This window comes from Mesorhizobium sp. C120A (assembly GCF_030323105.1).
GTDB lineage: Bacteria > Pseudomonadota > Alphaproteobacteria > Rhizobiales > Rhizobiaceae > Mesorhizobium.
Map to the genome: position 1 here is coordinate 4,950,345 of NZ_CP100476.1, position 18,645 is coordinate 4,968,989.

At 62.0% G+C, this 18,645-nt stretch carries 36 protein-coding genes; 12 read left to right on the forward strand and 24 right to left on the reverse strand.

Annotation, left to right across the window (positions count from 1 at the left end; all coding sequences use genetic code 11):
- Positions 1 to 5 precede the first annotated feature (5 nt).
- Genes NL532_RS24195 through NL532_RS24205 form a run of 3 tightly spaced genes read right to left on the reverse strand, consistent with a single transcriptional unit; the run spans position 6 to position 1,613 of the window.
- Positions 6 to 251: a hypothetical protein gene (locus NL532_RS24195; protein WP_023828968.1), complete on the reverse strand. Its 246-nt coding sequence runs from the start codon at positions 249 to 251 to the stop codon at positions 6 to 8.
- Positions 244 to 717 carry a terminase small subunit gene (locus NL532_RS24200; protein ID WP_023828969.1) on the reverse strand — a complete coding sequence of 158 codons (474 nt, stop codon included), beginning with the start codon at positions 715 to 717 and terminating at the stop codon, positions 244 to 246. The genes NL532_RS24195 and NL532_RS24200 overlap by 8 nt, the downstream gene beginning before the upstream one ends.
- A complete protein-coding gene (locus NL532_RS24205) occupies positions 717 to 1,613 on the reverse strand; it encodes a radical SAM protein (RefSeq protein ID WP_023828970.1) in 897 nt (298 codons plus the stop codon). Before NL532_RS24205 ends, NL532_RS24200 begins: the two co-directional genes overlap by 1 nt.
- 100 nt (positions 1,614 to 1,713) lie before the next feature.
- On the opposite strand from NL532_RS24205, the gene NL532_RS24210 reads away from it, so the two are divergent.
- Positions 1,714 to 2,160 carry a BrnA antitoxin family protein gene (locus NL532_RS24210; protein ID WP_023828971.1) on the forward strand — a complete coding sequence of 149 codons (447 nt, stop codon included), beginning with the start codon at positions 1,714 to 1,716 and terminating at the stop codon, positions 2,158 to 2,160.
- Here the strand turns inward: NL532_RS24210 and NL532_RS24215 are convergent.
- The 19 genes from NL532_RS24215 to NL532_RS24305 all read right to left on the reverse strand — a co-directional run bounded on the left by NL532_RS24215 (position 2,138) and on the right by NL532_RS24305 (position 11,798).
- Entirely contained in the window at positions 2,138 to 2,368 is a 231-nt protein-coding gene (locus NL532_RS24215; RefSeq protein WP_023828972.1) for a hypothetical protein, read from the reverse strand. The two genes, NL532_RS24210 and NL532_RS24215, sit on opposite strands and share 23 nt — an antisense overlap.
- Positions 2,361 to 2,573, reverse strand: a complete 213-nt coding sequence (locus NL532_RS24220; RefSeq protein WP_031203049.1) for a hypothetical protein — start codon at positions 2,571 to 2,573, stop codon at positions 2,361 to 2,363. The genes NL532_RS24215 and NL532_RS24220 overlap by 8 nt, the downstream gene beginning before the upstream one ends.
- Positions 2,560 to 2,781 carry an SET domain-containing protein gene (locus tag NL532_RS24225; protein WP_023828974.1) on the reverse strand — a complete coding sequence of 74 codons (222 nt, stop codon included), beginning with the start codon at positions 2,779 to 2,781 and terminating at the stop codon, positions 2,560 to 2,562. Before NL532_RS24225 ends, NL532_RS24220 begins: the two co-directional genes overlap by 14 nt.
- On the reverse strand, positions 2,778 to 3,173 hold the full coding sequence (locus NL532_RS24230) for a helix-turn-helix domain-containing protein (RefSeq protein ID WP_155923806.1): 396 nt from the start codon (positions 3,171 to 3,173) through the stop codon (positions 2,778 to 2,780). The genes NL532_RS24225 and NL532_RS24230 overlap by 4 nt, the downstream gene beginning before the upstream one ends.
- The gene (locus NL532_RS24235) at positions 3,152 to 3,478 is read right to left on the reverse strand and encodes a hypothetical protein (protein WP_023828976.1); all 327 of its coding nucleotides are present in this window, start codon (positions 3,476 to 3,478) and stop codon (positions 3,152 to 3,154) included. The genes NL532_RS24230 and NL532_RS24235 overlap by 22 nt, the downstream gene beginning before the upstream one ends.
- A gap of 3 nt (positions 3,479 to 3,481) precedes the next feature.
- Positions 3,482 to 4,963, reverse strand: a complete 1,482-nt coding sequence (locus tag NL532_RS24240) for a replicative DNA helicase (RefSeq protein WP_155923807.1) — start codon at positions 4,961 to 4,963, stop codon at positions 3,482 to 3,484.
- Positions 4,960 to 5,607, reverse strand: a complete 648-nt coding sequence (locus NL532_RS24245; RefSeq protein ID WP_050590948.1) for a hypothetical protein — start codon at positions 5,605 to 5,607, stop codon at positions 4,960 to 4,962. Before NL532_RS24245 ends, NL532_RS24240 begins: the two co-directional genes overlap by 4 nt.
- Entirely contained in the window at positions 5,604 to 6,197 is a 594-nt protein-coding gene (locus tag NL532_RS24250) for a hypothetical protein (protein WP_031203053.1), read from the reverse strand. The genes NL532_RS24245 and NL532_RS24250 overlap by 4 nt, the downstream gene beginning before the upstream one ends.
- Positions 6,194 to 6,433, reverse strand: a complete 240-nt coding sequence (locus tag NL532_RS24255) for a hypothetical protein (RefSeq protein ID WP_155923808.1) — start codon at positions 6,431 to 6,433, stop codon at positions 6,194 to 6,196. Before NL532_RS24255 ends, NL532_RS24250 begins: the two co-directional genes overlap by 4 nt.
- 377 nt (positions 6,434 to 6,810) lie before the next feature.
- On the reverse strand, positions 6,811 to 7,050 hold the full coding sequence (locus NL532_RS24260; RefSeq protein ID WP_023828980.1) for a hypothetical protein: 240 nt from the start codon (positions 7,048 to 7,050) through the stop codon (positions 6,811 to 6,813).
- Positions 7,047 to 7,739: a hypothetical protein gene (locus tag NL532_RS24265; RefSeq protein WP_023828981.1), complete on the reverse strand. Its 693-nt coding sequence runs from the start codon at positions 7,737 to 7,739 to the stop codon at positions 7,047 to 7,049. Before NL532_RS24265 ends, NL532_RS24260 begins: the two co-directional genes overlap by 4 nt.
- Positions 7,736 to 8,143, reverse strand: a complete 408-nt coding sequence (locus NL532_RS24270; protein ID WP_155923809.1) for a hypothetical protein — start codon at positions 8,141 to 8,143, stop codon at positions 7,736 to 7,738. Before NL532_RS24270 ends, NL532_RS24265 begins: the two co-directional genes overlap by 4 nt.
- A 103-nt stretch (positions 8,144 to 8,246) precedes the next feature.
- Positions 8,247 to 8,996: a hypothetical protein gene (locus NL532_RS24275; RefSeq protein ID WP_023828983.1), complete on the reverse strand. Its 750-nt coding sequence runs from the start codon at positions 8,994 to 8,996 to the stop codon at positions 8,247 to 8,249.
- A 193-nt stretch (positions 8,997 to 9,189) separates the two neighbouring features.
- Complete coding sequence (locus NL532_RS24280) at positions 9,190 to 9,588, reverse strand: hypothetical protein (protein ID WP_032900074.1); 399 nt, start codon at positions 9,586 to 9,588, stop codon at positions 9,190 to 9,192.
- Positions 9,585 to 9,770 (reverse strand): hypothetical protein, encoded by a 186-nt coding sequence (locus tag NL532_RS24285; RefSeq protein ID WP_023828985.1) that lies wholly within the window; start codon positions 9,768 to 9,770, stop codon positions 9,585 to 9,587. Before NL532_RS24285 ends, NL532_RS24280 begins: the two co-directional genes overlap by 4 nt.
- Entirely contained in the window at positions 9,771 to 10,412 is a 642-nt protein-coding gene (locus NL532_RS24290; RefSeq protein WP_023828986.1) for a GIY-YIG nuclease family protein, read from the reverse strand.
- Complete coding sequence (locus NL532_RS24295) at positions 10,413 to 10,799, reverse strand: hypothetical protein (protein WP_155923810.1); 387 nt, start codon at positions 10,797 to 10,799, stop codon at positions 10,413 to 10,415. It abuts the gene before it with no gap.
- Entirely contained in the window at positions 10,771 to 11,061 is a 291-nt protein-coding gene (locus tag NL532_RS24300; protein WP_023828988.1) for a hypothetical protein, read from the reverse strand. The genes NL532_RS24295 and NL532_RS24300 overlap by 29 nt, the downstream gene beginning before the upstream one ends.
- On the reverse strand, positions 11,058 to 11,798 hold the full coding sequence (locus NL532_RS24305) for a GcrA family cell cycle regulator (RefSeq protein ID WP_081730966.1): 741 nt from the start codon (positions 11,796 to 11,798) through the stop codon (positions 11,058 to 11,060). Before NL532_RS24305 ends, NL532_RS24300 begins: the two co-directional genes overlap by 4 nt.
- Between NL532_RS24305 and NL532_RS24310 the strand changes: the two genes are divergently transcribed.
- The gene (locus tag NL532_RS24310) at positions 11,744 to 11,965 is read left to right on the forward strand and encodes a hypothetical protein (RefSeq protein ID WP_031203060.1); all 222 of its coding nucleotides are present in this window, start codon (positions 11,744 to 11,746) and stop codon (positions 11,963 to 11,965) included. The two genes, NL532_RS24305 and NL532_RS24310, sit on opposite strands and share 55 nt — an antisense overlap.
- Positions 11,966 to 12,067: 102 nt before the next feature.
- Positions 12,068 to 12,331 (forward strand): hypothetical protein, encoded by a 264-nt coding sequence (locus NL532_RS24315; protein WP_023828991.1) that lies wholly within the window; start codon positions 12,068 to 12,070, stop codon positions 12,329 to 12,331.
- Positions 12,332 to 12,333: 2 nt separating this feature from the next.
- Here the strand turns inward: NL532_RS24315 and NL532_RS24320 are convergent, their stop codons facing one another.
- Positions 12,334 to 12,546, reverse strand: coding sequence for a hypothetical protein (locus NL532_RS24320; protein ID WP_023828992.1), 213 nt, complete (start codon positions 12,544 to 12,546; stop codon positions 12,334 to 12,336).
- Between the two features lie 227 nt (positions 12,547 to 12,773).
- On the reverse strand, positions 12,774 to 12,977 hold the full coding sequence (locus NL532_RS24325) for a transcriptional regulator (protein ID WP_023828994.1): 204 nt from the start codon (positions 12,975 to 12,977) through the stop codon (positions 12,774 to 12,776).
- Positions 12,978 to 13,071: 94 nt separating this feature from the next.
- Between NL532_RS24325 and NL532_RS24330 the strand changes: the two genes are divergently transcribed.
- The 9 genes from NL532_RS24330 to NL532_RS24370 all read left to right on the forward strand — a co-directional run bounded on the left by NL532_RS24330 (position 13,072) and on the right by NL532_RS24370 (position 18,636).
- A complete protein-coding gene (locus NL532_RS24330; RefSeq protein WP_023828995.1) occupies positions 13,072 to 13,419 on the forward strand; it encodes a helix-turn-helix domain-containing protein in 348 nt (115 codons plus the stop codon).
- Positions 13,420 to 13,819: 400 nt separating this feature from the next.
- Entirely contained in the window at positions 13,820 to 14,032 is a 213-nt protein-coding gene (locus NL532_RS24335) for a hypothetical protein (RefSeq protein WP_023828996.1), read from the forward strand.
- Positions 14,029 to 14,430: a hypothetical protein gene (locus NL532_RS24340; RefSeq protein ID WP_023828997.1), complete on the forward strand. Its 402-nt coding sequence runs from the start codon at positions 14,029 to 14,031 to the stop codon at positions 14,428 to 14,430. The genes NL532_RS24335 and NL532_RS24340 overlap by 4 nt, the downstream gene beginning before the upstream one ends.
- Positions 14,427 to 14,600: a hypothetical protein gene (locus NL532_RS24345; protein WP_155923811.1), complete on the forward strand. Its 174-nt coding sequence runs from the start codon at positions 14,427 to 14,429 to the stop codon at positions 14,598 to 14,600. The genes NL532_RS24340 and NL532_RS24345 overlap by 4 nt, the downstream gene beginning before the upstream one ends.
- A complete protein-coding gene (locus NL532_RS24350; protein WP_023828999.1) occupies positions 14,597 to 14,944 on the forward strand; it encodes a hypothetical protein in 348 nt (115 codons plus the stop codon). The genes NL532_RS24345 and NL532_RS24350 overlap by 4 nt, the downstream gene beginning before the upstream one ends.
- A gap of 181 nt (positions 14,945 to 15,125) precedes the next feature.
- Positions 15,126 to 16,199 carry a hypothetical protein gene (locus NL532_RS24355; RefSeq protein WP_023829001.1) on the forward strand — a complete coding sequence of 358 codons (1,074 nt, stop codon included), beginning with the start codon at positions 15,126 to 15,128 and terminating at the stop codon, positions 16,197 to 16,199.
- A complete protein-coding gene (locus NL532_RS24360) occupies positions 16,196 to 16,858 on the forward strand; it encodes a 3'-5' exonuclease (protein WP_023829002.1) in 663 nt (220 codons plus the stop codon). Before NL532_RS24355 ends, NL532_RS24360 begins: the two co-directional genes overlap by 4 nt.
- 9 nt (positions 16,859 to 16,867) lie before the next feature.
- Complete coding sequence (gene bet / locus NL532_RS24365; RefSeq protein ID WP_050590950.1) at positions 16,868 to 18,022, forward strand: phage recombination protein Bet; 1,155 nt, start codon at positions 16,868 to 16,870, stop codon at positions 18,020 to 18,022.
- Complete coding sequence (locus tag NL532_RS24370; protein WP_286487487.1) at positions 18,022 to 18,636, forward strand: hypothetical protein; 615 nt, start codon at positions 18,022 to 18,024, stop codon at positions 18,634 to 18,636. Before bet ends, NL532_RS24370 begins: the two co-directional genes overlap by 1 nt.
- The last annotated feature ends 9 nt before the right edge of the window (positions 18,637 to 18,645 follow it).

Genomic DNA, 18,645 nt, shown 5'->3' on the forward strand with positions numbered 1-18,645 from the left:
TGCCCTCAGAACGGGATTTCATTGTCGCTCACCTCTGCCGGGTCAGGCTTGACCAATTTGACAGTTTCTGGCGGGGTGATCTCTGCAATCACAGCGTCGACGGTCGCCAGCACGAAGAAGACCGAGCCGGGAGACATACGGCTTAGACGCTCGGCCTCTTTCCTAGCCAGTGCCTTGGATGGATGCTTGTAGATTGGCCCGCGGCCATTCTGGTTCCAGACCATCCAGAACTTTGCAATTGGTTCAGCCATTGTCCTTTTCCTCCTTCTTCGCCGGCAGCGCGATTGGCGGCGTTCCCTTGACGGCCCGCGCCTCGTTGATCATCGACGCCACCTCAAATCGCAGCTCGTCGTCGGTTAGCTGGTTGAAGGTGCCCGACAGGTTGACGTTGAGATTGCGGGTGGGCGCCTCGAGCCCGAACAGCTTGGCTTTGGCCATCGCGCCGCTGATTACCGATGCTGACTGCTCGGTCTTGTGCGCCAGGACGATGCCCTGATCGATCTCGGCCGCCAGCGATTCCCTTGTGACCAGCTTCTTTTCAGCCAGTTCCTCCAACAATTCGCTGATACGGGCTTGCACCTGCGCTTTTCTTCTCAGCCTCGAAGCATCGCCATCGTGCGCCTTATAGCCCGCCTCGACATATGCCTTGTACGCTGGCAGCCCGTCGACGAGCGCCTGCGCGAACGCTTCATGCCTTGGATTTTTCAGTGCAGGCATCAGACGAACATCCCCACCTGCTCGTCGTATCGCTCGCGTGTCTTGACCGACCGACGATAGTCTTCGAATGGCACCTTGCGCCAGATCATCGGCGAATTTGCCCAGCGTGCCACATCGCGCAGAAGTTGTTCATTCCAATCGAAGCGGGGATAAGGACGGCGTTCCAGCGCGTTGAGCTTCATGAATGGCTGGACGTGAGGTTCGCCGCCCCATGCTATAACCTCCCGGATCCGCTGCATGCAGGCTGCCATTGGCTCGTTGCCGATCAGGACATAGACACGCTTCTGGCGCGGTGAGACCGCCGCAAGCATACGCATGACGCGCTCGACAAAGGGCCGCTCGGCCATGTCGTCGTAGGCGAAGCGCCATGGACCGCGATTGATCGCCTTCCAGCGGGCGTAGACATCATCGTCGAAGGTGCGCGGCTCAAACCCGCTGTTGGCGTCGAGCAGCGGCACGCCGGCCGCTTGGTAGCGCGATACGATGTGATCCTGGTAGTCGGCCGGCAGCGCGGAAAGATTATTGTCGCAAAGCACCGGCCGCACCGGGAAATCCGGGAGGAGCGTGAACTCCTTACCTTCCATCTTCGGCACGATGCAGAACCAGCACCCGACTGGACAGCCGCGACTGGCGATCGTCGCCATCGGGTTGTGATGCACCACGGCATCGTCGATCGAGCCGCCGATCTCAGCGACGTCGGCGAGGAAATGCTTGCGGGTGAAGACGCCCGGGCCGCCAACGCGGACATTGAGCCCGGCAGCGCGATGCCAGCAAGCGCGCTGATAGGCATCGTTTAGCCGCCATGTGAAGGCGACCGAGAGAAAGGCGGTGTCACCCTCTACCCATTCCGCGAGGCCGCCAGACCAGCGCCCCAGATCGTAACCGTCTGCGCGCATGATTTACTGGCCTCCTGCGTGTATGTACACCTTGATTGTTGTGCATACAGAATGGTACATATCGATATCGACTGTGCATACAAAATGAGAGGTACGGCAGATGGATCGCGTTGAAGAGCCTACCGACGACGAAGAGTTCTCCTTTGCGCCCACGCCGTCGCCTGAAGAGGCACGAGCGAGGCTTGCAGCGCTGCGCGGGAAATCGCTGGACGCGCCGAGCCGGCTGGTGACGGAGGAGGCTGCGGCGGCGGTGGAGCCTCTGCCGACGAAGCTGGTCGCCGCCGATGCGCCGTCTGCGCCCCCTGATCTCGCTGCCACTGTCGCGGCTTTGGTGGCCGAGTCCCTGAAGCAGATGGGCAGGCCAGCAGCAGAGCGGAAGAAGGCTGCGAAGGCCGACAAGCCATTGTTCAAGGTGGTGAAGGTCCGCATCACCACGCGCATCGATGCAGACGTGCTGGCAGCCTTCAAGGCCACAGGGCCGGGATACCAGACGCTCATGAACGATGTGCTGCGCGCGAACATGCCTACTGGCGCTCCAGCAGCCTGAGATTGATGCGTTGCACGGCGCCGATCAGGGTGGCGACATTCTCGCCTGGCTCCATGAGCGTTGCAGTGCCGCCGTCTGCGGTCACAAAAGCGATCGCCACGCCGGTGCACCCTTCCTTGTCGGCATAGGCCAGCGCCCTTTGCAGTTGAGCCTTGACGCCCTCGGTGGCCTTGCGCTCCGACGTGACGAGCGTGATCGGATCAGCCATTGGTCTCCTCCGCGCAAATCTCGGCAATCGCGTCGGCCACCGCACGGGCGGCCCGCGCTTTCAAAGATGCCGTGTGCGCTGGCTGCCAATCACATGCGCCGGCTGCCTTGGCCTGCTCGGCTTTCAATGCTGCGGCTTCGGCGGCGGTGGCGACGCGACAGGCGGTGGCCAGCAAATCCGCTACGCTGATATCAACGGATTGCATTGGCTGTCTCCTTGGGCAGTGCCGTGCTGATGGTGAAGGTGCGGAGCCTGATGACCGCCTCGGGCAGGTCAGCGGGGGCGCCGGCATAATTCACGAACATCTCCGCGCCCCACGGCTCGCCGGCATAGATGTCTCTTACCGCCACAGCGACCAACTTTCCGTGCTCCCAGACTTCAAACCCCGATGGCAGGACGATCTGGCGGGTCATTTCGCCAGCATGTCCATGATCGTCGTGGCGTCCCGGTTGAACATGAGGCCGATCTGCACGTTGGTTGCAGCCGGCCACGCCTTCTTCACCGCGCGCACCGCTTCCAGCCTGGCTGCCGCGATGTCGCGAAACCGCCGCGGCCCGATGATCTCGGCCACGGTCAGTTTGTGCTTGCGGGCGATCGCGAGAATGATCTCCTGCGATTCCGTGAGCGGGATGACGATGGGCCCGACTGGCTTGCGCGCAGGTCTGACCACAATCGGCCGGCGCCGCACCTCGCTGATCGTTTCCGAGGGGAAGCACACCACGCCGCGCTGCCTGATGCCGCGCTCGGTCGCTGATGATGCAAAGAGGCGCATGGGGAACTCCTTCACAGCGAGATTGTCGAGCAATGGATGCGGAAGCTGGCCGACCTGCCCCTGCCCTTGCCGTTGAAACTATCCCGGACGAAGAGGGCCAGGCCCCCGACAACGGCGCTTTGCCGCTCCATGCAGCGGATTTCGACGTCACCATCTGCGCACCGATGCCATGTGGTGACGAATGGTGCGTCCGGATGCTGCTTCAGAAGGGCGGCCAGGCACTCCTTCGAGAACATCGGCGGCACGTTGACCGTCGGGATAAGCGGCGGGTTGATGCCGGCGCTGCCGAAATCGAGCGTGTATTGCTCTTTCAGGAATTCATCGGTGAAGTATTTCATTGGTCACATCCCATTGAGGAAAGACATCTCTTCCTGGTCGATCTCGGTCTGCGGCTCGACGGATTCCAGCAGCGTGAACTTGGCGTTGAAATCGAGCGTCTCGCGGATATTGGTTGGCCCAAAACGCACCTTCAGCGCGCCGATCTCGGCGATGTCCTTGCCATCCACGCGGACGGCGGAAGGGAACACCCTCTCGATGGTGGTCTGGTCGCTTTTGGAGGAGGCGATCGCATTGCGCTCGTCGAGGAATTTCTTGAAGCGATAGAGGTACACGACAGAGTCGTAGGACTCCTTGGTGCCCTCGCCGCCAAACAGGTCCGATGCGATCGGGCGGGGATTATCCCGCTGCATGCCGGATGTGTTTCGCTGGTTGAGCATGAGCCAGGCGCAACCGATCGATGTCGCGGTGGCCTTCAGGATGCCGTTGATGACGCCGGCCTTGGTGCCAGGGTCAGAGCGCTCGGTGTTGCGCTCGGGCGTGATGCGCTTGATGTGGTCGGTCACGATCAGCGTCGGCCGCTCGCCGGCCTTTTGGCGCTTGAAGGAGCGGGCATAGCTCGCGAGTTGCGGCGCGCCCTCCATTGAGCACTTGACGACCTCGAACGGCTGCTCGTCGATCCAGTCGGCGAAAGCCTTGGCGTCCACCCATTCCGACTGGCTGAGGTCGCCGAAGCGCTGCCGTCTGGCCTCGATGCGATGACGCTGTGCCACCATCTGCCGCACGATCTGCTCGGCCGACTGGTCATAGGACTGGAACTGCACCGCGCAGCCGGCGGCCAGCGCATGATAGACGAGTTGCACCGTGAGGCTGGTCTTGCCCTCGCCAGAGCTCGACAGCAGGCCGTAATAGTTGCCGATCTCGAAGGACGGCTCGGAGATGACGCGCTGGATTTCCTTCAGCCCGATCGGGATGCCGATGACAGAGCCGCGCTCCTTGTTCTCTTCCATGTTGTTGAGGTAGCGAGCGCCGGCGCCGCGGCGGCTGTTGTCCGGCTTGATGCGCATGCCGCGCAACTGGGCGAACTTGTCCTCGATATCCGTGCGCTCGCCGATGACGTCGACGCCGGGCGGCGGATCATAGGCGAACTGGACGTAGTTGACCGCGGCGAAAATCGCCTCTCGGGCAAGCCATGCCTCATGCACGGCTATGCCGGAATCGCGCGCGGTCATGGTTCCGACCGCGGCCGAGGCCAGCGTGACGAGATACTGCCACACCGTCATGTCGCCGATCTTGGCGTTGGTCGGCAAGAACGGCTTGACCGTGATCGGCGTGGCTGGCTTGCCCATGTGGATCAGTTCTCTGCAGACCATGTAAATGCGCTGGTGCAGCGGCTCGTAGAAATGATCCTCCTCGAGAAAGGGCGCCACGCGGTCAAAGGTGCGGTTGTCGACGAAGATGGCACCCAGCAAGGTCTGCTCCGCCTCAATGTTGTTGGGGAGTTCCCCCAGCACATCGCGGAGTTTGTTGATGAGGTTGTCACTCACGCGGCCCTCCGCAGACCGGCGGTATGCGCCATGGAAATAAGCAGATCGCGGAAGGGCTCCGGCGTGCCGATCCGGGGCGCGCTGTCCTTGCCCCCCCCTCTGGCCCCAACCTCGCCGAGCCGCTGGGCGCGCTTCAAGCCCATTCGCGCCACAACAGCGGGATCGAGATTCGCGCGCCGGAAGCCCCATCGCAGAGAAGGCAGCGCCTGCGGATCGATGCGACATACGTAGAGAAGTGTCGGCTTGCGGGCATAATGTCCGTACTGGCCTTGCTCAACGCAACACGTCCAGCCGCCTTCATAGTCGGCAATGATCCAGCCGCCAGCCCTGTCGGGCATATGCAGGCCGAAGTACGGCCATGCCGCCGATTCCCAAGGATGTTCCAGAACACCGCCCCACTGGCGCACAGCGGCCAGCGCCGCGGCAAAGCAACCACCGTCGTCGCCTTTGACCTTGCGTTCGCCGGTGCGCTTGATGTGTATCGGGGAGCCTGCCCATAGCTTTCCCCACCGCTGGCAGGGAGGATGGGCGACGACAGGGTGTGGCCCGGCATAGGCGCGCGCGTCCCGCTGCTCGTCCCACGGATCGACGCCAGGCAGCCCGTAGTAGCTGCCGTTGGTCTCGACGTAGAGCGCAGCGATCATGCCGCCCTCTGGCGCTGCTGCAGCATTTTGAATTCCTGGCAGCCGGCGGTGTAGATCGCGATCAGCGCCGCGTCCCGGCTATCGATGTTGGGAGAGGTGATGCGCATGGCATCGCAGAAAGCCTTCGCCCGCTTCTTCGGGGCGCCCTCGCCGGTGAACGCGCCGTGAATGGCTTTTGGGATGATGGCTTGCCATGTGCGCGGCTGGAACTGAGCGCAGTGGATGTTCCAAGCTAAGGTCAGCGCTGTTGCCGCACCAGCGATCTGGCCAGCAACCGAAAGCGTCTTCGGATTGATCGACGAGTCCTCGCCCTGGCCATCCTCAATCACACCGGTCAGCATGTCCCGCTTTGGCTGGCGATGATATTTCGGCGCGAACATAAAAGGCGCCTCGATTCCTACGAATGCCGGCTTGTACTGCCGCAGCAACGGCACCAATTCGGCGCGCAGGTAGAAGATTTTATCGAACGCAGTTACCTCGCCGCCGCTTGGCAGTTTCAGGGATCCCGATTCGATGGCCGAGAGCGGTTTGTCCGTATTGTAGAACGCGTATCCGAACGATTTTGCCGGGTCAAAACCACCGATGATCATTTGAACCACCCCCAACTTTTGCGGCTGCGAATGACTGATATTGTGCTTGAGGTGACGCCGAAGAGGTCGCCGATCTCACGGTGCAGGAGACCTCCGCCTAGAGAGCGAATGCTGCGAACATCGGCCTCAGTTAATTTGGCATTTCCGTGCTGCTCACCCCGGGCGATTGTGCCGTGGTCAAGTTTGTCAGCGGCGTTCTCGATCGGAGTTTTCCACGAAAGGTGCCATTGGTTCACGCAGCCATCTCCTCCGCATCCGCAGGAGTGAGCCGCCTCGTGGTCTGGAGACGGTGCCGGGCCGTGCACTTCCTCGCAGACGAGACGAGAGACTAGGCGAACGCAGCCGCCAGCGCCTATCACTGCGTAGCCGGTACTGATCCTGGCAAACGGCCAGATGAGGCAGTTCGCCCGATCTTGGTAAGGCAGCACGACTTGCCGGTAGAAGCGCTCGGGAGAGCCCACCGTGCTGCCGCGAGGAGTGCCGCCGGCAAGCGGATCGCCGTGCCGTTTCCAGCGATTATAGTGAGCCGCGCACCATTGCCTTCTCTCGACCTGCTTGTCACAGCCCGATATGGCGCAGTCGACCCTCGTCGGAGGGCCTAGAACTATCCTGCTCATGCTGCCTCCAAAGCCGCAATGGCTTCATTGCGAAAGCGCTCGCGGGTCAGTTCGGGCGCGGCCAGCCAGCGGCGTGCGGCGGCTTCCGCTGGTGTTTCCATAAACGGTCGGCCATCGAGATCGGTGGCGGGGCGGCCGTTGCCGTCGCGCATCTGGCGCGTCGGATATCCGCCGCAGATGAATTGGGTGTAGATCGCGAACGCCGCGCGCTCGACGGTGGCGGGGTGCAGGCTCATGCGGCTGCCTCGAACAGTCCGAGTTGCTCTTTCGCGGTCGGCGGCGTGTCGGCGTCAGTCTGTGGGAATTTCCGACAAGCTGCTTTCCAGCTTATCCAGCGGATTGGCACCTGATGCGCAGGCCGCTTGCCTGGCTCGAAGATGAACCAGCAGAAGCACATGCCGGCGTTCGACAGTTTCGGCCCGACATAGCCGTGCCTATGCATCATGGGCAGTCTTTCGGAGATCAAGTGGACGCGGCGCAAGCCGACTTGCTTCCACCAGTTCATGCGGCCTTCGCTCTCCAGGAAGGCCAGCCGGCACAGCAGCGCGACATAGGGCGACATCGCCACGGCGCGCTCGACAAACTGCTCGATGATTCCGAAAGGCGGATTGGTGACGATGCCGAAGTCCGGGTGCGAGCGTCGAAGGCTGGCGCCGTACTGCGCGGCGAGGTCGCTGGTGAAGTCGACGGAGGACTCGCTGTCGGGGCAGCCCCAATCGTTGATGTCGGTGGCCGCGACCTTGAAGCCGCGATTGCGCAGGGGCAGCACCAGGGCACCATTGCCGGCGGCTGGCTCCCACAACACCTTGGGCAGGCGCTTACCCTCCGCAACCAGCAGCGGCGGCAGCGCGGCATAGGGGGACGCATAGAAGTCGACGCCACGCACCTCTTTCGAGGCTGTTTTGTTTCCAGTGAGGAGGCTCATCTGACCGCCGCCAGATCGATGATCTTGGCGCCCGATGGTTGGGCGCTCTCGATCGCCGCCATCACCACGTCCTCGCCGGCCGTGAGGCGGCACGCTCCACCCCAAACAGTTCCGATTTCGATGCCATAGGGGGCGATGCTCTTGCGGAGCTTCGACAAAAGGGTGTCGATTATCTTTACTTCGGGCATGTCACGGTCCGGACGGCGGAAATACAAAGCGGCATGGAGCGATTCCTTGTTTCGTGGCTTGCCGTCGGACAGCATGATCAGGAGCTGCGCCAATTGCTCTGGAAGTCTGAATGCCGCCTGGACGTTTGCCGTCCGATCGAGATTGAGCACGGACACCAAGCTCTCGACCTGACCATCGAGTTGATCGATCCGGCCTATTGCTTTCTTGAGCAGCACCAAAATCTCCTTCTTCGAAGGATCGCCGGATCGCGCGACAAGTCGCTCTAGTATGGCCAGTGTTTCGTGGTGCATCTGTGCTCGATCGGCCGATCACGCCGCCCTAGTTGAACATGGCTCGGGCTTGGGCGAGCGTCTCCCGCTCGGCGTTCGTGAGTTCTTCCTCCGGCTTGTCGGCCTCGGGAGATTTGGCCTTTGCCGGCTTCGGCGGCTTGGGAGCAACCGGGGCCGCAGCCTGTGTCGTCTGCGCTTTCTCCGCCGCCTTCGCCTCGTCCGGCGTCTCGCCCTCGATCGGCTGGCCGGCGGCGCTGGCGTTCTTCTTCGGTCGGCCGCGCGTCTTGATCAGTTCCGTCTTGCCCTTCTGGCGGCTCTGCTCGGCCCTCTCCATCGCCGGGCCGATGTTCTGGTTGAAGGTCGCCTGACCGCGGTCGAAGCCTCTGAGCCATGCCTGATCGTCATCACCGCCCTTGGCAAACCCGCTCTCGCGCGGCTTGTTGGCGAGGCCGGCGAGTTCGCCCTGCTTCTCGCGCCGCTCGACGGCCGGCATCCGGTCGCGGAACATGTCGGGTTCGAACGACGGCACAAGGCCCAGCCATTCCAGGATTTCGCCGTGCCGGATGTAGCTGTCCGTGATCTTCGACTTGTCCTCGGCCTCTATGGCCTGAATAGCCTTGTCGAGGTCGTCGAGCGCGTAGCCGTCGGCCTGGGCGATCTTGCCGTCGAGCTTCTTGCTCTCCTGGGCTTCCTTGATGTCGCCGTTCCAGCCAATGCGCTTGCGAAGGTGGTGGAAGAAGAGCGATTTCCGCTCGTTCTCGGCTTTGATGTTGTCGCCTGCTTCTGCCGTTTTTGTCATGGGATTCCTCGTGAGGGTTGATTGGCTGGGTGTTCCGATTTGGCCTACCGACTATCGACCGCTTGGCGGCCGCCCTGACCGACGACGGGGGTAATGCCGCCGTTTTTTGCACGACCTGTCATCGAAACTTGGTGTACTTGGACGCCAGCCGGCGACCATTGGATTAGCGGGTCAGAGTGAATTGTGGATTTCATCAAACGGAACCCGGCTTCGGGAAAAAGCAGAACCGATGCTGGCCTTCGTTGGACAGGCAGATGTGGTAGGAATTGTCGAGCGGCTGGCGCCTGGCGCTGTAGGGGATGATCTCGGAATAGCCGTGCGTCTTCAGCCTGGGATGCGCGCCGGCCGGAAGGTTGATGTGGTAGCCATCCGGCTGCTCGGTGACATAGCTGTCATCGATCGGCGCACAGTCGCCATTGGGTGATGTCGCGGCGCTATTGCAGCACTCTGGCGGGTAGCTCGCGCTCATGCCGGGGACCTGGTGCGGCCAGCTTTCCCCGATCGAGATGGCGAGCGCGCCGAGCACTATGGTGACCGTGGCGAGGCCGACGGCGCACGAGGCTTGGAAGGAAACGATTGGCTGGCGTGTCATGCTGGCCACGCCTTCCATGCCATATGAAGGCAGTAGCCGGCCACATAAAGCACGCCGACACAAACGAAGATGGCCGATGCCCAGAACGCCGCGGCTTTCCAAGGGGGAAGCTTTTCGGCGGCTGGCTCGTATGGCTCGCCTGCTTGGGACAGGCGGATCGCGTGCTCGTCGAGCGCTTTCATTTAGGCTGCCCTTTCCTCGCCTTGCGCAAATTTCCCTTGGAAGTATCGCTCGATGCGCAGCACCTCTAGGTGACGAGCCGTAGCCCGCCCCTCGGCGTTCATCGTTCGCGCGTATTCGTTGCTCAGGACGCGATAGGTGTCGCCGTCGACGCTGGGCGCCATGGCATACCAAATCTTCCGGCATTTCTCAGGTGACAGGCCGAAACGCTCCGCGACCCGATTGCGCGCCTCCTCGGGCGTATCCCCGACGCCGTGCCATTCTCGCGTGACCAGACCGTTGAGGTAGAACCGGCTTTCGACAGTTATGTCGTCGCAGAATTCATCCTCGGGTTTGACGAGATGACTCTTCGTCTGCTTCGGCCCTTTTTCGTCGGCTGGACCAGGCAGCGCTTTAGTTTTCGCCACATATGCCATGACTTCATCGGTCGGCAGAAACCACTCGCCGCCCGCGACGCGGGACGCAAAGAGTTCGCGGTGGATGCGATGCTCCACCTCGGCGCCGCCGGCGCATGAGGCGAGAAGTTCAATCCCTCCCGGCGTCGCCGTCGACAGCGAACGAACGCGAGATGCGACGTTGCCCGACGAGCCGATCTTGATCAGGCCGGACGGGTCATCTTTCCTCCTGACGAAGTAGACGCTCATCTACGCTGCCCTCTTCGCTTTGCCCTGCGCAGCCGCCAGGCGAGCCTGCAGAGCGCGAATTTCGTCTTGAATAGCTGCCACATCGTCATTCGGTGTTACCGCCTGGGCTATCTCTGCCTCTTGGATCAGTCGTGCGGCCTGAGCGCCGCAGTGATCAATAAATGCAGCCTTGATCCTCGCGAATAGGGCTACATCACAGGTTTTGGCCTTACGCTTGCGGAAATGATCGAGCGTCCAGAAGCCGATTCCGTACCTGGCTTCCAGCTTCGTCATGGCCCGCTCCGCCGCGCCGGGGCCATCGCCTTCCCGGTGGATCATCAGACGGACGTATTCACTCGCAACAGCGGCACTCATGGGTTCAAAATTCCCTTGATTTGGGGACTTCATGCTTTTGATCCTTCGCTAGATTCACTGCATGAACAGCGAGCAACGAAAGGATTGGAACTGGCGCGAAACAGAGCGCCTTGAGGATGCTGCCGCTCGTTTGCTTGCAGGCTGGTACGAGCGGGAAAAACAAAAAACACTTGCCGGTGGTGGACTTGGCACCGGCACAAATCACATGCAGGGCGACCAGCCCGACGACGAGAGCAAGGCCGGCAAGGACGAGGTAGCCGAGCGTCTCGGGTGCGTCATCAGGCTCGCGGATCATGCGGCCCTCCGGCGGGATTCCGGCGCCTGGTACGCGAGGCGCGCGTGCGATCGGCAGTAGGAGCCCTGCTCCATCGGATGACCGCAGAAGCCAAAGTCTTCCTTGAGCGGATCGCCGACCGGAAAACGGCATTGGTTCGGTCTGAGATCGACCAGCGCCACCATCAGCGGAACGACAGCGACGGCAGGTGTCGAATGTTTGAACTCAGGATCGTGGGTGCGGGATTCGCGCTTGTTGGCGATGTTGCCGGCGTTGAGCTTGACCGGCTTGGCCTTGGGCGCCTTCGGTTCGGTGCGCGGCTTCCCGCCGCCTTTGCCGTCGAGCTTGGCGCCGATGATCTTGGCGCGCTTTTTGACAGAGGAGGCGCTGCGAACCAACACTTTCGCGATGTCTGTGCTCGATTTGCTGGATGCAGCCATGGCGCGAATTGTCTGGTCTTCGGATGCAACGAAGCGGACGCGCCTTTCGCATGGGACCTGTTTTTGCCCCTTGAACTTCATGCCCTTGCGGTGGGCGCGTCCGCAAACGGAGGAGCGTGGCCGACCGAGACGCTTACCAATCATGGAAGCCGAGTCGCCCTCGTTGATCAGCTTGGCGAGCGTGGCGTCTTCGTCGGCCGTCCAGTTGGCGATGACCCTCGTGCTCATGACGCCGCCCCCGACCGAACTTGATGTGAGGACCGATGGCCGATGAAGGACAACAGCCCCTGAGTGAACCTGTGGTAATCCTCGATGCATTCGCCACCGGCGTCGACGTCGAGGTGATCAACGGCGACCTCCGGCTCATTGCATGGGTCGACCATGGTGACGAACGTCGAATTGTCGGACGCTTGGTCCTGCCAGACGGCGTGGCGCGAGCCTTGATCCGCGATCTGCGCAAGGCGCTCGCCAGCAGCAGTAACTAAGCGGTAACCATAAGGACCGCTAATTGTGAGATCGGCGATATGTCTGCTTGCGTACAAATCCTGAGCGCCAACTAATGGATCAGGGACGCGGGAGACACGACCATGGGAATTCTGCTTGTAGAGCCGGCAATCATTTCCGACATTTTCGTTTCTGGACTGGCCGATGCCGAAGACCTTGGCGACGGCAACATCAGGTTCACCTATTTCACCAAGCAGAAGTCCTTCATGGACTATGCCAACGTCACCGAGCATGTGATCGTGGCGCGGATCGTGATCCCGTTCAGCGCGCTCTTTCCAGCCCGACAGTTGACCGGCAAGCGCTTGGGTATTTGCTGCGAGATGAGACACGCGAGGCTGGCGCACTAGGGTCATGCCGCCACCTCGACCGGCTCGATGTGATACTGGAACCAGAAGTCGCCGCCGCCATCGAGATATTGGTGCTTTTGCACGCAGCGGCGCCGACACCACTTCAGCCAGACAAGGCGCTGGTCATAGGTGCGGATCGGCAGCCAGGCGAAATGGTCGTGCCATGGGCCGATGGCGTCGCCGAAGAACGGTGTCGGATTTGGCTCGGCGCGCATCTAGATCGCCTCCGCTGCCGGCGCGGCGTGGAAGCAAACCGCCCCAAGAGGTACGGTCTCGCATCTGGCGCAAAGCCACTTGATGGCCAATGGCCGAGCGAGGTCGGTTTGATGCGCGAAGACGTCACGCATGTTGCAGGTCTCGCAGGGCTTCGGCTCAACCATCTGCAGGCTCATGGCTACCTTGAGGGACTTCCGCGCCCAGTGCGTCATGGTCGCAACCGACGTCATCGCGACGCCTCCTCGAGTTCGCCATACAGGTCAGGGCGAAGCTCGACGCGGCTGATTCCAGTCACCTTCTCGACGGTCCGCACATGGTCGCTCGGCACACGATCCCATTGCGACACAGCGCTATGAGTGATCCGGCACGCCTTGGCGACTTCCGTCAGCCTGCCGCGTCCGCCGTTGATCCATGCCGTCAGCTTTTCCATGGGAGCGACGTTAGCGTAACTAACGGCGGCTGTCTACAACTTTCGTTAGTTTGGCTGGCTTGCCCGAAAAAAGGCAACGGAAGAAAATGCAAGGATGGCTAAACAGGTCAGAAAACCCAGCAAACCGCGCCGGCCAGTCCAGCACTATGTCAAGGAATGGCGGACCTACCGCGAACTGACGCAAGACCAGCTTGCCGAGCGAGTGGGCAAGACGCGCGGGCTAATTTCGCAAATCGAGAGCGGCACGACTGAACTGACGGAGGGAATGATTTACGCCCTGGCTGATGCTTTCCGCCACACTCCCGGAGATGTTTTCCGGGTCAACCCGCTCAAGGAAGGCCTTGTCGTGGACATCACCGACGCTTTGCGAGGTGCGCCATCCGACGTGCAGGCTGAGGCCCTTGGCTTTGTTCGCGGGATTGTCGGCGGTCGTAAGCAATAATCCTCTCCCGGTTAGCGCTCTCTCAGGGTAAGGCACTGCCCTTGATGACAGGCACCACCTCACCTCCTAAGCCTCTTCCTTCCTTTTAAAACCTCTCTGATTATCTCCTCTTATAATAATCTTACGTCTACGCGCGCGCTCGCGTCATGCGCTCGTTCCTTCTATATGCGCCGTTTCGTCTGTGCATACGTTCATGTGCATACGTATGCACATAATTGTCACGCTATTCGCGATCTGTATGCACAATTTCGTGCACACAGACGCCGCGCCGCCGAACGCGGGCGTTGTGCCGACCTTCCCTCATCCCAAAAATAAATGTTAGCCTGGCTAGCGGTATGGGGTTTACATCGTTCTGGCTTGTGTTAGTGTGACTAACGGAAACGCCACGAGGTTTCGACCGATGAACACCACCGCACCGAAGACCGATGTCGAGCAAGTTGAAGAGAAAGCGCAAGCCTGGATCATCGCTTCGTTCAGCGATCCGCGCGGCGACTGGCAGAGCCGGTTCACAGTCGAGAATATGGAAACCGCCTACTGCGCCGGCTTCTCTGCTGGCTTGGAGCATGCCCGCAAGATGCTCATGGCCGGTGACGCCGCACAGGTGCCGACATGACCGTCATCGCTTTCCCCACCTACACCATCACCGACTACACCCGCGAGTTTGCTCGCTCTGCCGGCGGCTATCGTGGCGACAGCCCGGCAATGCTGCATGCGATGGAGGCTATCCGCCAGCACGGCATCCGCCGCGCCCGTGACGGTCACTTCGAGCGCAAGGCTGTCATCGACGAGATGAAGGCCAACCCTGAGATGTTCTTCAACGCCATCCGGCCGAACCTGTGCACCGCAGAGGCGATCGAGGCCGCGAACCGCGTCATCTTCGGCTTCCGCAATCTGCCGACCTGGCAGCGGGAGCGCCGCCTCGCCGACGTCCAGCGCGCCCAGAAGATGCGGGTCTATGCGCGGTTCTTCCGGCGCTTCGGCAAGCGGCTTTGGATCAGGAGTGCCGCGTGATGGATCGCCCCATCGTCACCTCGCACATCTTCCCGCCGATTCCGATCCGCGACTACGACTGGTGCGCTTACTTCGATGACGTCGGCGCCGACTGCAGCCCGCACGGCTGGGGCCGAACCGAGGCCGAAGCCAAGCAAGACCTTCTCGATAACTACGGAGATGAGGAATGACCACGTTTCGCAAGGGTGATGTCGTCACCATCGTCGGCACGATCGACAGCGGCTACCAGACCGACGGCAAGATCAAAGTTCGCATTGAGCCATACAGCGACGTCTATGCCAACGTGGCCGACCTCAAGATGGTTCGCCCGATCATCGAAGTCGGCGACATGGTCACCTATCCCGCCGAAGGCTACAGGGCCGGCAAGATACTGGCGATCCTCAACGGCTGGTGCTGGGTGAATGTCGAGAATGGCTTGGGCGGTAGCGAGCTCTTCAGTTGGCCGCTGTCCTGTCTCAACCGCGCCGATCCTGAGCCGGAGATTGAGGCCGCGCCCGTTTCGGATGCCGCGTGATGTGCAACGCCTGCGGATTCTACTGCTGCGGATCGGATGAGTTCGGCGGATGCGGCTGCGACGGCTGCCCTGAGCCTGAGTGCTGGTCGGACGACGAAGACTTCTTCGGCGACATCCACGATCCCGACATGGACTGCGCCTGCGCGCGGCCATCCTCCTTCCAATGCGAACAGGTGCTCTGATGAAAACCGACGACGACACCTTCGAATCCATCGGCACTGTCGCCGAGCGCGTGGTGCGCAACACCAAGGTCTCGGCCGCCGTGCCGCGCTGGGCATGGCATACCGCCGCTCTGCACAATCCGAAGGCCATCGGCAAGACGCTCCTCGTCCACAGCACGCCTGAAGAAGGATGGTTCCGCGTCAAGGGCAAGGAAGGTCCATGGGAGCCTGTAACTTTATGGGTTGAAGGCGATCAGTGGTTTGCCCTGCGCGGCATCGAGCCGGATCGCAGGACGGTCCATGCCGACGATGTCTGGACGTGGTGCGCCAGGTATCCGATCAGCTTCGAGGAATATGAGCGCGTCGCCGAGCAGGGCCATGAATGGTCCGACGTCGACAGCGTCGTCCAGTCCCAGCGCCGCGGGCCGCCTAAGCCCGGCGACAATGCCGGCGACCGTTCCGAATCCGAAATGCTGGCCGACGACATCAAGGCCGCGCTCGACCAGTTGCGCCAGTACAAGGCGATCGCCGACGACGAGCAGGCCGGCAAGGCGCAGTCGCTGCGCTCGCGGCTGCTCGAACTGCACCGGGCTGCCGACAAGATCCGCGAGAAGCTGGTGCGGCCGCACCTCGACGCGCAGAAGGAGATCAATGGCGAATGGCAGCCGCTGGTCAAGGACGCCAAGGGTGGCGCCGACACACTGCGCAAGACGCTCGAGGGCTACGAGACGAAGAAGCTGCAGGCGCGCCGCGCGGCAGAGGAAGCGACACGCAGGGCCGAAGAGGACGCAGCCAACCGTGAGGCCGAGATGTCCTTCGTGGCTGGCGAGCCCGAGCCGGAAGTAACCGCGCCTGCGGCAGCACCGGCGACCACTGCGGCCGCGCCCGATCAAATCCGCGGCGCCTACGGCAAGGCGGCAAGCGTCAAGGCTGTCACCGAAGTCGTCGAGATCACCGACATCGACGCGCTGTTCGGCTTCCTGAAAACCCACCGGGAGCTCGTCGACAAGATGTTCGACCTCGCCAAGCGCGCGCACGGCGCTGGGCATTCGGTGCCGGGCGTGCGGATCGAGGAAAGGGCATCGGTCAGATGAAATACCTGATCCTGGACACCGAGACATCGGATCTTCCCGACTACTCCGCACCGGCCGACGATCCGGCCCAGCCTTACCTGGCCGAGTTCGCTGGGTACTGCGTGGAGGAGATCGCCGACACGGGCGAGTTCATCGTCGGCGACCCTTACGAATTTCTCGTTAAGCCGGATGGCTGGGAGATGAAGCCCGGCGCCACGGCCATAAATGGCCTGACCACGCAGTTCCTGACCGAGAATGGCAAAGACATCGGTGAACTGCTGCATTGGTACACGCTGACCGTTCAGGCCGGCTACACCGTCGCCGCCTATAATTCTCGTCACGATTGTAAGGTGTTGCGCGGTGCGCTGCGCAGGGCCGGCATGGACGATCTCTTTGCGCAGACGGCGAACACTTGCCTCATGCGCGCATGCCAGAAGCGCGAGGCCGGCGTCATCAAGGCCAGCGGCAAGGGCGGATGGCCGTCGCTGGCTGATGCCTGCCGGTCCTTCGATCTGCCTGTCGAGACAGGTACGCACCGCGCCATCACCGGGGCGCATGGCGCGCTCGGTGTGTTTCTTACCCTCCACAAGCGCGGCCTGCTGCTGCCTGGGGATGTCCACTACGCCAAAGAGAAGCCGCAGCCTGACCGACAGGCAGCCCTGCCCGGAATGGATTTTTAGGAGATCGACATGTCGCAGACCGCCACCGCCGAACAGACGCAGCAGGAATGGATTCCCGAGATCGAGCGCAGCGACATCGCCGTGCGCCTTCCGGTCAACCAGCAGTTCGTGAAGGATATCGGGATCAGCGGCTCGCAGTGGCGAGTCCTTTGCGACCAGATTTTCCCGTCCGCCAAGAGTGTGCAGGCCATTGCGATGGCGCTGGCCTACTGCCGCGTCCGCAAACTCGATATCTACAAACGGCCGGTGCATATCGTGCCCATGTGGTCGTCCGCAAAGGGCGAGATGGTCGAGACGGTCTGGCCAGGCATATCCGAGTTGCGCACGACGGCCGCCAGGACGGGCGAATACGCCGGCATTGACGAAGTGATCTACGGCCCGGAGGTGACTCACACCTTCAAGGGCAAGCTCGATCAGTGGGTGACGCCTGAAGGCGGTGGCAAGAAGGTCAAGAAGGAGGTCGATGTCGAAAAGGCCATCACCTATCCGAAATGGGCCAGCGTCGTCGTCTACCGGATGGTCAAGGGCGTTCGCTGCGCCTTCAACACCAAGGTCTTCTGGCTTGAAGCCTACGCGACGATGGGCAAGAGCGACATCCCGAACGAGATGTGGGAATCGCGCCCATTCGGGCAACTGGACAAATGCGTCGAGGCCGCCGCGCTGCGCAAGGCGTTCCCCGAAGAGATCGGCAACGACTACACGGCCGAGGAGATGCACGGCAAAGCACTGCCGACCGATGTTGCAAGCGTCGAGGTGCCGAAGGCTACACCGCCCACGCCGCCGCGGCCGGCAGCCACACCGCCGCGCCCCGCCAGCACGCAACCCAAGCCGAACGGCGCGCAACCTAAGCCCGCCAACGACCAGCGGAGCGAGCTCGCCGGCAAGCAAGTCGAAGACGCCAACATCGATGACGAGATCCCGGACTTCGATCCCGAAACGGGCGCAGTCGAAGGCGATGTCGTCGAGAGCGAGCCTGTAGCGCCGTCCGACATGCTTACTGCCCTCGACGATGAACTGGCGACGGCCAGCGACGAGGCGACCGTCATGGAAATCTGGGGCGTCCACGATCTCCCTGCGCGTCTGTTCCAGGCTCCGAACGGCGATGAGTTTATCTCGATCGCCAAGGCCGTCCGCGACAGACACCTCAAGCGTGTGAGGAAGTGATGACCAAGCGCTCGACCAAGATGAAGAAGCCAAGCGACGAGCAGCCGGCGCTGCACATGGTTATCGAGAAGGGGCACCTTGTGCCGGCATCCCCCTTCGATTTCGAACGGCTCGACTCGTACCGCAATGGCAGCAAGATGCTGGTCTGGATGTCGACCGACGGCGACCGCCCTCTGGTGCGCCGCTGGTGGGCGACGATCGGCAACTACATCAAGCACACCAACCTGCCGTGGGGCGATCGGGAAACGGCTTCTGCCGCGATCAAGCTCGCCCTGGCGATGGTTGTCCCCTTCAAGATGCCGTCCGGCCAATGGAGCCAGTACCCCCGCTCGTTGAATGATCTCGACGACACGGAACTGGACGGCGCCATCCGGCAGATGGAGCAATTGCTTTTCGACCTGACCGGGACCGACGTCGAAACCCTGCGCCGCGAAGCGGGCAGCTTCGGCGACGAGCCGTTCGAACCCACCCAGCCCGCGAACGATGCGGGCGAAGAGACCCTTGCTGACGCCTCTCCCCCGGAGGTCGCCAACGAGGAAGGCACCAGCGCCGAGCCGCACGACGTCCCCCGTCTGCCGGCGCTGGTGCCACCGATTCTACAGGCGAGGAACTAACGGTCACCA